Source organism: Clostridium sartagoforme AAU1 (assembly GCF_000401215.1).
GTDB classification, from domain to species: Bacteria; Bacillota; Clostridia; order Clostridiales; family Clostridiaceae; genus Clostridium; species Clostridium sartagoforme.
The window spans coordinates 36,010-50,827 of the sequence record NZ_ASRV01000090.1 but is presented as its reverse complement, the minus strand read 5'-3'; the positions used below and the strand labels follow the sequence as shown (position 1 = coordinate 50,827).

Genomic DNA, 14,818 nt, shown 5'->3' with positions numbered 1-14,818 from the left:
TTTTACAATAGTGTTATAATAGATAAAAAAATAAACATATAGTATTCGTATATGCTTGAAGATATGGTTCAAGTGTCTCTACTAGGAAACCGTAAATGTCCTAACTACGAAGATTTAATTATTGCCATGTATTTAACTTTGGCTTTATTGCGTAGATTTGAGGGATAATCTTTTTAAGGAATACTATAAAATAATCAAAGTAATAAAGGGGATAATTATATGGAAAAGTTAAAAGAAAAGATAATAAATGAAGGAAGAGTTAGAGAAGGGAATATACTTAAAGTTGACTGTTTTCTAAATCATCAAATGGATATAAAGTTTTTAAATGAAGTTGGACAAGAATTTAGAGAAAGATTTAATGGGCAAAAGATAGATAAAATTCTTACAATTGAAGCTTCTGGAATTGGAATAGCTGCTATAGCATCTCAATATTTTGACTTTGCACCGGTAGTTTTTGCAAAGAAAACTGAAAGTTTAAACTTAGATAAAGAAGTATATGAATCGGAGGTTCATTCATTTACTAAAAAAAGAACTTACAAAGTTAGAGTAGGTAAACAATTTTTAAGTGAAGGTGAGAATGTACTAATAATAGATGACTTTTTAGCAATGGGTTGTGCAGCTAAGGGAATGATTGATATAGTTAAGCAATCAGGTGCAAATTTAGTTGGAATTGGAATAGTTATTGAAAAAGGTTTCCAAGAAGGAAGAAGTGTTTTAGAAGGCATGGGAGCTAGAGTTGAATCTTTAGCTATAATTGATAGGTTTGAAGATAATAAAGTAGTATTTAAGTAATAGAAAATTGATAATTAAGAATAGATGATTATTTATAAGACTTAGCTTAAGCTATGTCTTATTTTTAAGTGAAGGAACTATTAGAAATATAGTGCCTATAATAATGAGTAAGATAGGGGCTAAAAATAGGACTCAATTAAGTAGCATAATTAATGAGTATGATTAAAAGATATAAAATAAGGAATCTCAAACAAATATTTGAGATTCCCCAATAATTCTTTAATTACTTATTAAGATAGTATTCCATAACATTTCTAACTTTAGGAACAGTTACATGACTATGTCCCCTATCTTTAACATCTTCTATAATCATGGCTAATGAAATCTTAGCTGTATCTGGATCAACAGATACAAACCATCCATTTTCAGTTCCATTAACATCATCTTGAGATTTTTTTATTTCAGCAGTACCTGTTTTACCAGCTACCCTATGTCCTGGAACAACACCATCAGAGATGGTAGCACCAGAATCATTAATTAATGCGGTGAAGGAATTTATTAATGCTGGTAAATCATCTTTTAATATAGCGCTTTGCTTCCAAATATTTGATTCAGAGTTTTCACTTATTACTAATCTAGGCTGCATTATATCTCCATTATTGGCTAGGGCACTATAAGATAAAGCCACATTTAAAGGAGTTACCATTATTTCTCCTTGTCCATATCCTGTATCTGCTAATAGTATTTCTCTACCTAAATCACCATCATTAGAAATTTGTGACTCTTCCATAGGATATTCAAATTTTAGTTCTTCTCCAATACCAAATTTTTTAATTCCTTGAATAAATTTATTATTCCCCAATTCTAGAGCGACTTGACCAAAATAAATATTATCTGAATGATTAACAGCATCCTTTAGATTTACAGGACTGACAGGGTCAGTTACTCGAGTGATTTTAAAATCTCCCCAAGAGCTATCTTTCTGCCAAGATAGTCCTTTAATATCTCTTGTAGCGTTCGAATCAATAATTTTATTTTCTAACCCAATTGAAGACGTTAAAAGTTTCATAGTTGATCCAGGAGAATATGTTTTATTAAACCTATTTATTTCATCAGCATTATTTGTTTCTTCCCATTTTGACTTTTGAGTTTTAGTTACATAGGTTGTAAATACATTTGAATCAAAGGAAGGGGCACTTACCATAGCTAATACTTCTCCAGTTTTAGGGTTAACAGCTGTAGCAGCTCCTTTTTCTCCATTCATTTCACTGTATATTTTACTTTGAAGTGCTGAATCTATAGAGAGTTTAATATCATTTCCATCTTCTCCATCTTTTTTAGCAATAGTTATTTTTTCTTCGCCTCGTTCTATATAAATTTCAGCAGAATCTTTTCCCCTTAGAGTGTCTTCGTATACTTGCTCTAATCCAGCTTTACCTATAAGGCTTGTATCATTATATCCATTGTCTTTGTTATTTTCTAATTCTTCAGCAGTTATACTTCCAATATAGCCAATTAATCGTCCAAAGGCTTCACCACCAGTATATATTCTTCCGGCTTTTTCTTTTATAAGAATTCCGTCCTCAGCTCTACCTCTAAGCGAATTTAACTTCGAATCTGTTGGTAATATATCTACTAATGGAATAAAGTGTTCAGGATTTGTATTTGCATCAAGTTTGGTTTTTATGTTTTCTTCACTAATATCTAAAGTAGTGGCTATTTCAGCTATTTTAGCATCAATATTTGATAAATTAAATTTTGCTGGATAAATTCCTACAGTGTTTAAAATACCATCATTAGCTAATAAATTAGCATCTTTATCTAATATACTACCTCTCTTTGATGGAATTACATTAACTCTTACTTTATCGTCTTTAGTCATTTGAGGGAAGATTAAGCTTTCATCCCATTTAATCTTAAATTCTTTATCTTCTTTTATAATATTTAATTTATAATCTGAAATATTAACATCACCAGCAATTGTATTCATACTTAGCTTAAAAGGAATCGTAATAGTATCATCTTCTTTTACTTTATCGCCATTAATTTCTATTAATAGATTATTAGCTTCTATAGCAGAAAAGATATTAGTATATCTTGTTGTAAAATCTTCTTCTGAAATAATTGCCTTTGAATCATTAGTTAACATTTGATACATGCCAGTATAATCATTTTGTGTCCACTTTTGGGAAAATGTTTCAAAAGCTTTTTCAGCCTTATTTAATTTAGAACAACCACTAATTAATAGCATAAATGATAATAATAAAGATATTAAAATTAATTTTTTATTTTTCATTTTAAATTATCTAACCTCCTAAAGTTATTATATATTTAATAATTCGAATAACCAAAACTAATAAGGCTTGGTTAAAAAATTCAATTTTAATTGTGTAGAAGAGCCTTATATAAATTATATCATTAATTAATTGTTTACATATTATAAATGATATAAAATTTTTAAAATTCAAAAATAAGTTTAAAAAACAAAAAAGCGCCGAAGCGCTTTATAAATAAATGGGGGATGGGACCTGTATTAAACAGGTTTTGTATCTACATTAGTATTATTTACAAAAATAAAGTTTTTATACAATAAATTAAAACAATTCTTAAAATAAAAAAATTTTTCAAACAAATAATAATTATTATCCATTGAATAGATTTTATAATAGTGTTATTATGATAAAAAGATATTTTAGATGAGGTGATTAAATGAAAGTATCATATAGAAGTTTTACTTGTTCACAAGGAGACATTAAAGTAATTTATTTATTTGAAGATAATCTTACTTTTTCAAAGGAAGAAGTAAATAAGCATATTGTTTTAGCTAATGGCAGAAATTTATTTAATGGAAAAAAAGGTGATTTATATACATTCACATTAGATGTAAATGAAACAATTCAAACTATTATATTGTTAGGTTTAGGTAAAGAAGAAGATTTAACAGTTGATACAATTAGAAAGGTAACTGCTAAAGCAATAAGAAAAGCAAATGAATTAAAAGTTAGTACAGTGTTCTTGAGATTACCAAAAACAGAAGTGCTACAAATAGAAGAAATGGTAAAAAATGCGACAATAGCAGCACAATTAGCTGGATATAAATTTGATAGATATAAAACAAATTCAAAGGAAGAAAATGATTTAACAGTTTCAATCGCAAGATGTGGACTAAAGGAAGCAACTCCAGAAATAGTATCAGCTATAGAAGAAGGAAATGAAGTTGCAAAGGGAATAATATTAGCAAGGGATTTAGTTAACGAACCTGCAAATGTTCTTTATCCAGAAACTTTAGCAGAAGAAGCAGTTAAAGCTGGAAAACAAAATGGATTTGAAGTAGAAGTTCATGGTGTTGAAAAGATAAAAGAACTAAAAATGGAAGCTTTTTATAGTGTAGCAAAGGCTTCAGAAAAAGAACCTAAACTTATAGTGATGAGATATTTCGGTAATCCAGAACAAAAAGGAGAAATATTAGGTCTTGTAGGAAAAGGCTTAACATATGATTCAGGTGGATATTCAATTAAGCCTACATCAGGAATGGTTGATATGAAATCAGATATGGGTGGAGCAGCTTCAGTTATAGGAGCAATGTCTATAATTGCTAATAGACAATTAAAAGTTAATGTTGTAGCAGTTGTGGCAGCTTGTGAAAATATGATTTCTGGAGGAGCTTATAAGCCAGGTGATATAATAGGAAGTATGGCAGGTAAGACTATAGAAATAAGAAACACAGATGCTGAAGGAAGATTAACTTTAGTGGATGCAGTTAATTATGTTATAGAAAAGGAAAATGCCAATGAAGTTATTGATTTAGCAACTTTAACAGGAGCAGCTTTAGTAGCTCTTGGAGATACAACAACAGCAGTTGTTACAAATAATGATAAGTTCTATGGAGAGCTTAAAGAAGCCTCAGCTTATACTGGAGAAAAGTTCTGGCAATTACCATCATTTGATGAATATAAGGAAATGGTAAAATCAGAAATAGCTGATTTAAATAATAGTCCAGGAAGAAATGCAGGGACTATTACAGCAGGATTATTTATAGGAGAGTTTGTTCAAAATAAACCATGGTTACATTTAGATATAGCTGGAACAGCTTGGGCAGACAAGAAAACTGATTTAACTGTTAAAGGTGGAACAGGTGCTCCGGTTCATACATTATATGAATTAGTTAAGAGAAGAAGTAAATAAAAAATTATTTTAGTTAATAAGAAGAGGGTATGTATATATTATTATGCATACCCTCAAAATTTATAAGATTATTAATATAGTGTGTTTACAATTACTATTATATCAATAAATATCTATAATAAATATACAGTTATTTATATAAGTGTTATAATTATGAATAAATATAATAAGGGAAGTGAGCAGTTTATAAAAGTATTAGGTTATTTTTATAAAATTATTTGAAGTTCAAAATTACAAAATATAAAGGGAGGAAATGAAATGATAACAAGAGAAGAAGCATGGAAATTGCTTACAGAATATAATAAGGAAGAATTCCATATCCAGCATGCTTTAACAGTTGAAGGTGCTATGAGATATTTTGCAATAAAGTTAGGATATGAAGAAGAATCTGATTTTTGGGCTAATGTAGGATTACTGCATGATTTAGATTTCGAAATGTATCCAGAAGAACATTGCAGTAAAACACAAGAAATTATGAGAGAGTGTGGAATTGATGAAAGATTAATTAGAGCTGTAGCCAGCCATGGATATGGTCTTTGTTCAAAGCCACAACCTAAACCTGAACATCAAATGGAAAAAGTTTTATTTGCAGTTGATGAACTTACAGGATTAATTGGTGCTGCTGCAAGAATGAGACCATCTAAAAGTGTTATGGATATGGAAATTTCAAGTATTAAAAAGAAGTTTAAGGACAAAAAGTTTGCAGCTGGATGTTCTCGTGATGTAATTAAGCAAGGGGCAGAGAGTTTAGGATGGGAGCTTGATAAGTTATTTGAAGAAACGATACTAGCTATGCGTTCTTGTGAAGAAGATATTAATAATAAAATGGTAGTATATAAAGAATCTAAGTAATGACTAATAGTCTATATAATGACATATATTATTAAGGCAAATAAGACCAAAATTATTACTGAAACTTACTCTAACTAAATTAGATTTAAAATAAATTTATTAATATGAAAATACTTATTTAACACTAAAGCATAAATTAATACTAAGCCTATTTAGAAAGAGAGTACTAAGCCATGAAAAGTGAAAGTGATACTAGAAGTTTAATTAAAGATGTATATAATCATGAATATACAGTAAATGATTTAGTTAATAAGGGATTAATACATGATAATGATAATTGGAAAGAGCTAAGAAAAGAAAGAATTAATGAGATAAAAAATATTTATAAAAAAGATGAACTAGCATTATTTTTAGGTGCTGGTATATCAAAAGATGCAGGCATAGGTGATTGGAATGATTTAATGTCTGACTTATTGATACTTATGATAATGAAGGAGTTAGAGCAAAAAAATATTAAAATAACTTCTCAGGAGGCAGACTTTATAATCAAGCAAATTAAAGAGGTAAATAATAAATCACCATTGCTTCAATCAGCATTTATAAAAGCTACATTGGGAGATTCTTTTGAAGAAAGTTTAGCTAACTTATTATATAAAAATATAAGCGGAGATAATGGAAACTCAAAATTATTAGATAGCATTTCAAAATTATGTTTAAAAAGAAGGGCTGGGGTAGGAGTTAAAGCTATTGTCACATATAATTTTGATGATTTATTAGAAGACAATTTTGATAAATATAACATTCAGTATCATTCCCTATATAGTGAACTGGATTATACGACCTCAGATAAATTAGGGATTTATCATGTGCATGGTTTTTTGCCACGTCACCCAAGTCAATATGAAAAGCTATATGAGAGCTTATTAGTATTCTCAGAAGATAGATATCATAGTTTATATAATGATCCTTATTCATGGACCAATATAACACAACTAAATTTTCTTAGAGAAAACACTACATTAATGATAGGATTATCATTAACAGATCCTAATTTAAGAAGAATTTTATCCATAGCTAATAGAAAGAATAAGATGAAAAAACATTATGCAATCATGAGAAGAAAAAACTTTAAATATGATTCAAATGATATAAATATAAATAATGATATCTTAAAAAAAGTAAATATTATAAATAATGATTTACACGAAAAATCCTTTGAACAGTTAGGAATAAATATTATATGGGTAGAGGATTATAATGATATTTCTAATATAATAGAAGATATTATAGCTAAATAAAAACAAAATAATAAAATAAAAGTTTAACAACAACCCTTTCAAACAATTTACTAAAAATACAATTTATGGTAAAATTATTTTTAATAAATAAATTGTTCGAGATTTTTAAGGAGATGTTGATGTATATACTAATTTGGGCACTTGTATATACGGAGTCAGTAGTGCAACCGACCTTGATTAAATTAAGGTCGGTTTTTTTATTTTAAAAAATAATTATGGAAGGGGTCTTTTATGAACAGAGAAAAACAGAAAGCTAAGCCAAGGAAAAAATTATTTAATTTTATAGCATTTATTGCTATGCTATTTCAATTCTTCTCGATCATTCCTACATTATCCGCGAATGCTACAGATATTACAGGGAAATTTAATTTTATAACTGAAGTAAGTTTAACAGATGAAAATGGAAAGCCAATAAATGATTCATCAAATCCTATAAGTAAAAATGCAGAGGTTAAATTGACCTATAAGTTTGCTATACCAAATGAAGAAGTAGTAAAAAAGGGTGATACCTATGTGATGCAAATACCTAAGGAAATCCAAATAATAGGTACACTAAATTTCCCTATCAATCTTGAAAATGGAGAAACTATTGCAAATATTGTAATAAATACTGACGGAGCAGTTGTTATTACATTTAATGAATTTGCCGAAAATAATTCTAATATATCAGGGTATTTTTATATAGATACTCAATTTAATATTGATGCAATTGGAAATAATAATCCAATACCTATTAAATTTGAAGTTGGAGGAAATTCAGAGCCTATAATAATTAACGTAGATTTTGAACAACCTGAAATTCCTAATGCTTCTATCAAAAAGGAAGGGTCATATGATGCTTCAAGAAATGAAATAACTTGGAAGGTAATAGTTAATCCAGAAAATGTTAAAGTATATGCTGCTCAAGTCATTGATGATATACAAAAAGGTCAAGAATTCGTACCTAATTCAGTTAAAATAAATGGAGCTACCCCTCAAGAGGCAAATTACAATTATGATTTAAGTAGCAAAAAATTAACTTATAATTTTCCAAATGTTATAGAAACAACTCAAATAATTACCTTTAAGACGAAAGTAACAGATTCAAAACTTTCTGAAGATGAAGGAGCCACAATATATCAATATAACACAGCAATTTTTAAGCATGATGGAACTTCTGTAAACTCTAACGAAGCATCAGTTGGAATAAAAACTGATTTTGTCAGAAAAGATGGGAAGTATGATGCATTAACAAAAAGAATTAATTGGAGTATTTATGTAAACAATAATTCTCAAAATATACCAAATGCTGTAACTGTAGATGATATACCTGCCGGATTAACATTTGTGCCAGGAAGTGTTAAGGTAGATGGAATTGAAACAAATAGTAATTATAGTATAGACGGGCAAAAGTTTATATACACTTTCCCATGGGCTATCAATGAGCCACATAAAATAGAATTTTCTACAGAAGTAACAGATGAAGCAGCTTATAACTCTAACACAGGAAAAACTTATAACAATAAAGTAACCTTAACTGGAAGCGGTGTTCCAAGTAATGCATCAGATACTAAGGGGGTAGGAGTACCGAGTAGCATCATTAATAAACAAGGTATAGGATACAATGCAGCTACAGGCGAAATTACATGGAAAATTACTATAAATACTAATAAGATATTAATAAAAAATGCTATTATTAGCGATGAAATAAGAGTTGGTCAAGAATATGTAGAAGGATCAGCATCTATAGATAAAAGCACTCCAGGAGGAAGTTTTAATTATTTGAAGGCAGAGAGTGGAGACAAACAGAAAACAGGAACATTAACTTATAGTTTTAATAGTGATATTAATGAGCCCTATGTAATAACATTTAGGACGAGAGTAACAGATAGTAATGTGTATGCAGGAAATAAAGATCAGAATTATTATAATGAAGCTAAATTAACAGGAGATAATATTATAACTTCAAAATCCCAAGGAACTCAAAGGTCCAAAGTGAAGTGATAAATAAGACTAGTCAAGATTATAATTATATTACAAGAGAAGTTACATGGAAGATTGTTGTTAATAAAAATAAGATCAAACTTCCTAATGCTAAAGTTTTAGATACTATAAATAAAGGGCAAGAGTTTGTTGTAGATTCTGTTATGCTTAATGGTAGTATTGCAGATAAATTAAATTATACCTATGATGAAAGTACTAGAACATTAACTTATAATTTTCCAAGTGAAATAAATAATGAGCAAGTAATAACTTTTAAAACTAAAATTACAGATACTTCTATATTTAATAATAATGGAGAAAAGGAAATAAGAAATACTGCAAAGCTAATAACAGATTTGGTGCCTAGTGGAGTAGAAAGTACGGGAATAGGAAAAATAAAGAATACTTTAATTGATAAAAAAGCTGACTATACTAGAGGAAATTCTTATATTGATTGGAATGTAATATTTAACTCTAATAAGGTTCCTATCACAGATATTGTTCTTACAGATAATCTTCAAGAGGGACTTGAATTAGATACTACTTCTGTAAAATTGTATAAGCAAGTTTTAAAACAAGATGGAAAGCTAGAAAGAGGAGAGGAAATCAGTTTAGGAAAAGATAATGTAAAGTATAATGTTTCCACAAGAGAATTTAACTTTATATTGCCAGGTAAGATAGAAGACGCTTATATATTAACTTTTAGAACTAATGTAGTAGATAAAAAGAAAACTCCATTTACTAACTCTATATCTTTCAAAGGAACTGGATTAATTGAATCATCAAGTTCAGGAAATGTTGATGTTATATTTCAAGGCGCCGGTGGTGGTGGTATTGGTGAAACTGGGAGTATTAAAGTTATAAAGGTAAATAGTAATAATGAAAATATAAGATTACAAGGTGCAGTATTTGAATTACTTGATAGATATCAAAATGTAATAAGAACTTCACAACCAACAGAAGGTAATGGAGAAATAGTATTTGATAAATTAAAATTTGACATAGATTATTATGTTAGGGAAAAGCAAGCACCTACAGGATATATTTTAGGAAATGAAGTATATAGGTTCCAGATTAAAAATAGTGAAGATAAAAAGAATATATCCTATAATTATAAAAATAGAATTATTACAGGTGAAATTGAATTCTTTAAGTTTGGAGAAAATGGTAAAACCATTAAAGATGCTGAGTTTACGCTTTACAGTAAGTCAGATACTGATTACCAAAATCCATTGATGGTAGCTATAAGTAATGAAGCGGGAAAAGTGGAGTTTAAAAATGTTGAGTATGGCGACTATATTATTAAAGAAACAAAGGCACCAGAGGGATATGTTATTTCAAATAAAACATTAAATGCTAGTATAACTGAAGATGGAAAGGTGATTAAAGCAAATCCAGAAAGTATATCCAATACGAAGATAAGAGGAAATATAGAATTTACGAAGCTAGGAGAAGGCAATGAAGTATTGCAAGGAGCAACATTTACACTTTATAAAGCAACAGATATAAGATATGAAAATCCTATAGCAGTAATTATAAGTGATGAAAGTGGAAGTGTGGAATTCAATAATATAGAATATGGTAAATATGCAATAAAAGAGACAAAAGCACCAGAAGGATATGTTCTTTCAGAAGAAATATTAAGGGCTGAAATAAAAGAAAATGGAACAACTATAAAAGCAAATCCAGAAAGCATTTCTAATACAAAAATAAGAGGAAATATAGAATTTACAAAGCTAGGAGAAAGTAAGGAAGCATTACAAGGAGCAGAGTTTACACTTTATAATGAAGTTGATGAAGATTATAAAAATCCAATATCAGTAGTTGAAAGTGATGAAAGTGGAAAAGTAGAGTTTAAAAATATAGAGTATGGTAGGTATGTAATAAAAGAAACAAGGGCATCAGAGGGATATATTCTTTCAGAAGAAAAATTAACTGCTGAAATAAAAGAAAATGGAATAATCATAAAAGCAAATCCAGAAAGCATTTCTAATACAAAAATAAGAGGAAATATAGAATTCACAAAATTAGGAGAAAACAAAGAAATATTACAAGGGGCTGAGTTCACACTTTACAAATCAACAGATACAAATTATGAAAAGCCTATAGCAGTAAGTATAAGTAGTAAAGATGGGAAAGTAGAATTTAAGAATATAGAATATGGAAGATATATAATAAAAGAAACAAAAGCACCAGAAGGATATGTTCTTTCAGAAGAAGAATTAAAGGCGGAAATAAAAGAAAATGAAGTAACTGTAAAGGCAAATCCAGAAAGTATATCTAATAATAAAATAAGAGGTTCTGTTAAAATAATCAAATTAGATGATAATAAAAAGGTCCTTAAGGATTCAGAATTCACATTATATGATATGGAAGGCAAAGAAATTGATAAATTATCATCAGGAGAAGATGGGGTTGTTTTATTTGAAAATCTTATTTATGGTAAATATATAATAAAAGAAACAAAAGCACCAGAGGATATATAGCTTCAAAAGGCGTAATAAATGTATTTATAGATAAAAATCAGAAAGTGTATGACTATGAAGTAATAAATAATAAGATTAAAGGAGTAGTTATAATAACTAAAACTGATATGAAGGGAAAACTTCTTAAAGGAGCAGAATTCACTTTATATGATAGAGAGGGTAATGTGATTTCTAAAGAAGTTTCTAAAGAAGATGGGCTTGTAACATTTAGTAATATAGATTACGGTGAGTATATTATTAAAGAAACAAAGGCTCCTAAGGGATATATTTTAGGTAATAAACAATTAGAAATTAAAGTGAAATCTCCAGAGACACAAAACTTTACAGTTAAAAATGAATCAGAAAAAATTATAGACAAGGTATTAAATGTTTTACCTAACACAGGAAATAAATTTGATCCAAGGGCTATAATTATAGTTGGAGTAATAACAGCATTAGGAGGAGTTTACCTATTCTTAAGAAGAAGTAAGATAAGTTAATCTATATACTTGTCTAATTAAGTTTAATAACAAAGTTTATATTGTTTAACAAAAATAGCGTCAGATGTTCTGGGGCTATTTTTATTAATATATTAATTTTGGCTTAATACTTATAATGATTTATGCATAGATTATAATTGAGCGATATAAAAGGGGAAAAGGATGAGTAGTAAAGGAGAGTGTTTTATTAAAAAAGATAAATTAAGTACAGCAAGAAGACTTCAAGAAGATATATCACAAATGATTAAAAAACAAGAAAGTAAAAAAATAAATGCTATGTGGCTTGAAGTAACTGGATGTTCTGGTAATATAATATCCCTATTAAATAGTGAAAATCCAGGGTTGTATGATATTTTAACTAGTATAGTAAATTTTACTTTTAACAATACACTTATGGGTAATGAAGGAGATGCTGCTTTTGAGAAGTTTTTAGAGACACTTGATACAGAATTCATATTACTAGTAGATGGAGCTGTCTCAACAAAAGAAAAAGGAGCTTATAATATTATTGCAAATTATAATGGGAAGGCTATTACAGCTTTAGAAGCTATAGAATTAGCTGGTGCAAAAGCAAAGTATGTTGTAGCAGTAGGAACATGTGCTTCTCATGGAGGAATTTCAGCAGCAAAGCCAAATCCTTCAGAAAGCAAAAGTGTACAAGAAGTTTTAAATCGTCAGGTGATTAAGTTGCCAGGATGTCCATGTCATCCTGATTGGGTAGTGGGGACTTTAGCTCATTTAGTTGGATATGGTGTCCCAGAGTTAGATAGTGAGGGAAGACCACTTCTTTTTTATAGTTTTACAATTCATAATACTTGTACAAGAAGAGGCTTTTTTGAAGAAGGTATTTTTGCAAAAAACTTTGGGGAAGAGGGTTGTATGATTAAACTTGGTTGCAGAGGACCAAGCACAAAAACTGATTGCCCAAGGAGAAAATGGAATGGCTATATTAATTGGCCTATTGGTGATAATACTAATTGTATAGGTTGTGCAAAATCAACTTTTCCAGATGGAAATGAGCCTTTTGTAAAATATTAAGGAGGAGTTATGATAAAAAGAATTACTATAGACCCAGTTACAAGAATAAGTGGTTTCTTAGATGTTAAAGCAGAAGTAGAAAAAGATACAATTGTACAGGCAACTGCTAGTGGCTTACTTTTTAGAGGATTTGAGGAAATGTTAAAGGGAAGACCAGCACTAGATTGTATATATTTTACAGAAAGAATTTGTGGAATATGTTCAGCGGCTCATTCTATGGCATCTACTTTAGCTTTAGAAGATGCATTAAAGGTTCAAGTTACCTTAAATGATAGCTATATAAGAGACATTATGCATGGTTTTGAATTTATTCAAAATCATTTAAGACATTTCTACCTACTTTCTATTCCTAGCTATGCAAAAATTTATAGCGTAAAATTAGCTGAAAATAGCCAATACAACGATTATAGACTTCCAAGCAAAATTAACAATATTATAGGAGAACATTATGTTAAAAGTATTGAATTAAGTAGATTAGCACATGAAGGTTTGGCAATATTGGGGGGAAAGGCACCGCATAATCATGGGATTTTTGTTGGAGGAGTTACGGTAGATATAGATGCGTACAAAATAGAGAAAGTTAAAAGTATTATAAGAAAAATTACTGATTTTGTATCAAATGAAATGATAGAAGATGTAGAGGTTATAGCTAAATATTATCCGGATTATTTTAAAAAGGGAATATCATATCCTAATTTTATGAGCTTTGGGGTTTTTGATAAGTATGAAGATCCAGAAATAACGTATGTCAAATCAGGAGTAATAGAAAATAATGTTAGGTACGCCTTTGAACCTAATAAAATTACTGAACAAGTTCATTATTCTTGGTACAAGAAAGAACAAGGTTTAGAAGAAGTAGATTTGACTAAGAGTAATGCTTATACCTTTATAAAGGCGCCACGATACAATGGATTGCCCATGGAAGTTGGACCATTAGCACGATTGATTATTAGTGGAGAATACACAAATGGACATTCTTGTATGGATAGGAATATAGCAAGGGTTTTAGAGACCAAAAAAATACTTAATATATTAGAGAACTTAGTAAAAAGAGTGGAATTAAAGTCTAATAATCAAAAGGTTTATTTAATTCCTGATAAGGCTTATGGGGTAGGACTTATAGATACCACTAGGGGAGCTCTAGGACATTGGATAGAAATAGAAAATAAAGTAATTAAGCATTATAATATCATAACACCAACAGTATGGAATCTTTCTCCTAAGGATGAGTTAAACAATCCAGGGTCAGTAGAAAAATCATTAATTGGCTCTAAAATAAATAATATTAGTGAGCCGGTAGAAATCGGAAGAATTGTAAGGTCTTTTGATCCCTGTGTATCTTGTGCAACTCATTTAATTGGAAGTAATGGAGATACTAATATAGTTGAGGTCCTAGTATGAGTTTCAAGCTTATTGCAATAGGAAATATTCTTATGAAAGATGATGCAATAGGAATTAAAGTGGCAGAGCAAATAGAAGATGAACTCTCAAGTATTGGAGTTGGGATTATATATGGAGAAACAAACCTTCAACATATTATGGGAAATATAAAAAAAGAAGATTATATAATAATTCTAGATGCAGCCTACTATGGAAAAAATATAGGGGAAATAACAACTGTATCAATAGATAAATTTATTTCTAATAAGGTTGAGTCCTCTCAGCATAACTATAATTTTCTGGATTTAGTAAAACTTTATTATCCTAATATTAAAGGGGTAATTTATGGTATTGAGGTTAATAAAGTTGAATTTGGAATTGGACTAGATTGTATTTTGCAGAAAAAGCTAAAATTAATTTCTCAAAATATTTTAAATGAAATAAAAAAAATCGTAAACTAGAGGGA

General features: G+C 29.0%; 11 protein-coding genes and 2 riboswitches. Of the genes, 10 read left to right on the top strand and 1 reads right to left on the bottom strand.

From position 1 onward, the window contains the following. The first annotated feature begins 25 nt into the window (after positions 1-25). Positions 26-127, top strand: a riboswitch (purine riboswitch). Positions 128-219: 92 nt separating this feature from the next. Next, positions 220-792 carry a xanthine phosphoribosyltransferase gene (locus A500_RS07020; protein ID WP_016206888.1) on the top strand — a complete coding sequence of 191 codons (573 nt, stop codon included), beginning with the start codon at positions 220-222 and terminating at the stop codon, positions 790-792. A gap of 223 nt (positions 793-1,015) precedes the next feature. Here A500_RS07020 and A500_RS07015 read toward each other — a convergent pair whose 3' ends face one another. Next, positions 1,016-3,028, bottom strand: a complete 2,013-nt coding sequence (locus A500_RS07015) for a penicillin-binding transpeptidase domain-containing protein (protein WP_016206887.1) — start codon at positions 3,026-3,028, stop codon at positions 1,016-1,018. A gap of 413 nt (positions 3,029-3,441) precedes the next feature. Between A500_RS07015 and A500_RS07010 the strand changes: the two genes are divergently transcribed. The 9 genes from A500_RS07010 (at position 3,442) to A500_RS06970 (ending at position 14,813) form a co-directional block, all read left to right on the top strand. Beyond that, positions 3,442-4,917 carry a leucyl aminopeptidase gene (locus A500_RS07010; protein WP_016206886.1) on the top strand — a complete coding sequence of 492 codons (1,476 nt, stop codon included), beginning with the start codon at positions 3,442-3,444 and terminating at the stop codon, positions 4,915-4,917. 258 nt (positions 4,918-5,175) lie between these two features. Further along, positions 5,176-5,769: an HDIG domain-containing protein gene (locus A500_RS07005; RefSeq protein WP_016206885.1), complete on the top strand. Its 594-nt coding sequence runs from the start codon at positions 5,176-5,178 to the stop codon at positions 5,767-5,769. Between the two features lie 173 nt (positions 5,770-5,942). Beyond that, entirely contained in the window at positions 5,943-7,007 is a 1,065-nt protein-coding gene (locus A500_RS07000) for an SIR2 family protein (RefSeq protein ID WP_016206884.1), read from the top strand. Positions 7,008-7,107: 100 nt separating this feature from the next. Further along, positions 7,108-7,189, top strand: a riboswitch (cyclic di-GMP riboswitch). Positions 7,190-7,238: 49 nt separating this feature from the next. Continuing rightward, on the top strand, positions 7,239-8,990 hold the full coding sequence (locus A500_RS06995; protein WP_040436621.1) for a collagen binding domain-containing protein: 1,752 nt from the start codon (positions 7,239-7,241) through the stop codon (positions 8,988-8,990). Beyond that, positions 8,987-11,455, top strand: coding sequence for a SpaA isopeptide-forming pilin-related protein (locus tag A500_RS06990; protein ID WP_040436619.1), 2,469 nt, complete (start codon positions 8,987-8,989; stop codon positions 11,453-11,455). Before A500_RS06995 ends, A500_RS06990 begins: the two co-directional genes overlap by 4 nt. A 44-nt stretch (positions 11,456-11,499) precedes the next feature. After that, positions 11,500-11,934, top strand: coding sequence for a prealbumin-like fold domain-containing protein (locus A500_RS06985; RefSeq protein ID WP_016206883.1), 435 nt, complete (start codon positions 11,500-11,502; stop codon positions 11,932-11,934). Positions 11,935-12,174: 240 nt separating this feature from the next. Beyond that, a complete protein-coding gene (locus A500_RS06980; RefSeq protein WP_479723486.1) occupies positions 12,175-12,972 on the top strand; it encodes a hydrogenase small subunit in 798 nt (265 codons plus the stop codon). Positions 12,973-12,981: 9 nt separating this feature from the next. Continuing rightward, positions 12,982-14,373 (top strand): nickel-dependent hydrogenase large subunit, encoded by a 1,392-nt coding sequence (locus A500_RS06975; RefSeq protein ID WP_016206881.1) that lies wholly within the window; start codon positions 12,982-12,984, stop codon positions 14,371-14,373. Then, positions 14,370-14,813: a hydrogenase maturation protease gene (locus tag A500_RS06970; RefSeq protein ID WP_016206880.1), complete on the top strand. Its 444-nt coding sequence runs from the start codon at positions 14,370-14,372 to the stop codon at positions 14,811-14,813. Before A500_RS06975 ends, A500_RS06970 begins: the two co-directional genes overlap by 4 nt. Positions 14,814-14,818: the final 5 nt, after the last annotated feature.

Bases quoted from the DNA above. Each gene is read 5' to 3' on its own strand.
- A500_RS06980 (WP_479723486.1), top strand. From the start codon at position 12,175: ATGATTAAAAAACAAGAAAGTAAAAAAATAAATGCTATGTGGCTTGAA.
- A500_RS07000 (WP_016206884.1), top strand. From the start codon at position 5,943: ATGAAAAGTGAAAGTGATACTAGAAGTTTAATTAAAGATGTATATAAT.
- A500_RS06995 (WP_040436621.1), top strand. From the start codon at position 7,239: ATGAACAGAGAAAAACAGAAAGCTAAGCCAAGGAAAAAATTATTTAAT.
- A500_RS06975 (WP_016206881.1), top strand. From the start codon at position 12,982: ATGATAAAAAGAATTACTATAGACCCAGTTACAAGAATAAGTGGTTTC.
- A500_RS06970 (WP_016206880.1), top strand. From the start codon at position 14,370: ATGAGTTTCAAGCTTATTGCAATAGGAAATATTCTTATGAAAGATGAT.
- A500_RS07005 (WP_016206885.1), top strand. From the start codon at position 5,176: ATGATAACAAGAGAAGAAGCATGGAAATTGCTTACAGAATATAATAAG.
- A500_RS07010 (WP_016206886.1), top strand. From the start codon at position 3,442: ATGAAAGTATCATATAGAAGTTTTACTTGTTCACAAGGAGACATTAAA.
- A500_RS07020 (WP_016206888.1), top strand. From the start codon at position 220: ATGGAAAAGTTAAAAGAAAAGATAATAAATGAAGGAAGAGTTAGAGAA.
- A500_RS07015 (WP_016206887.1), bottom strand. From the start codon at position 3,028: ATGAAAAATAAAAAATTAATTTTAATATCTTTATTATTATCATTTATG.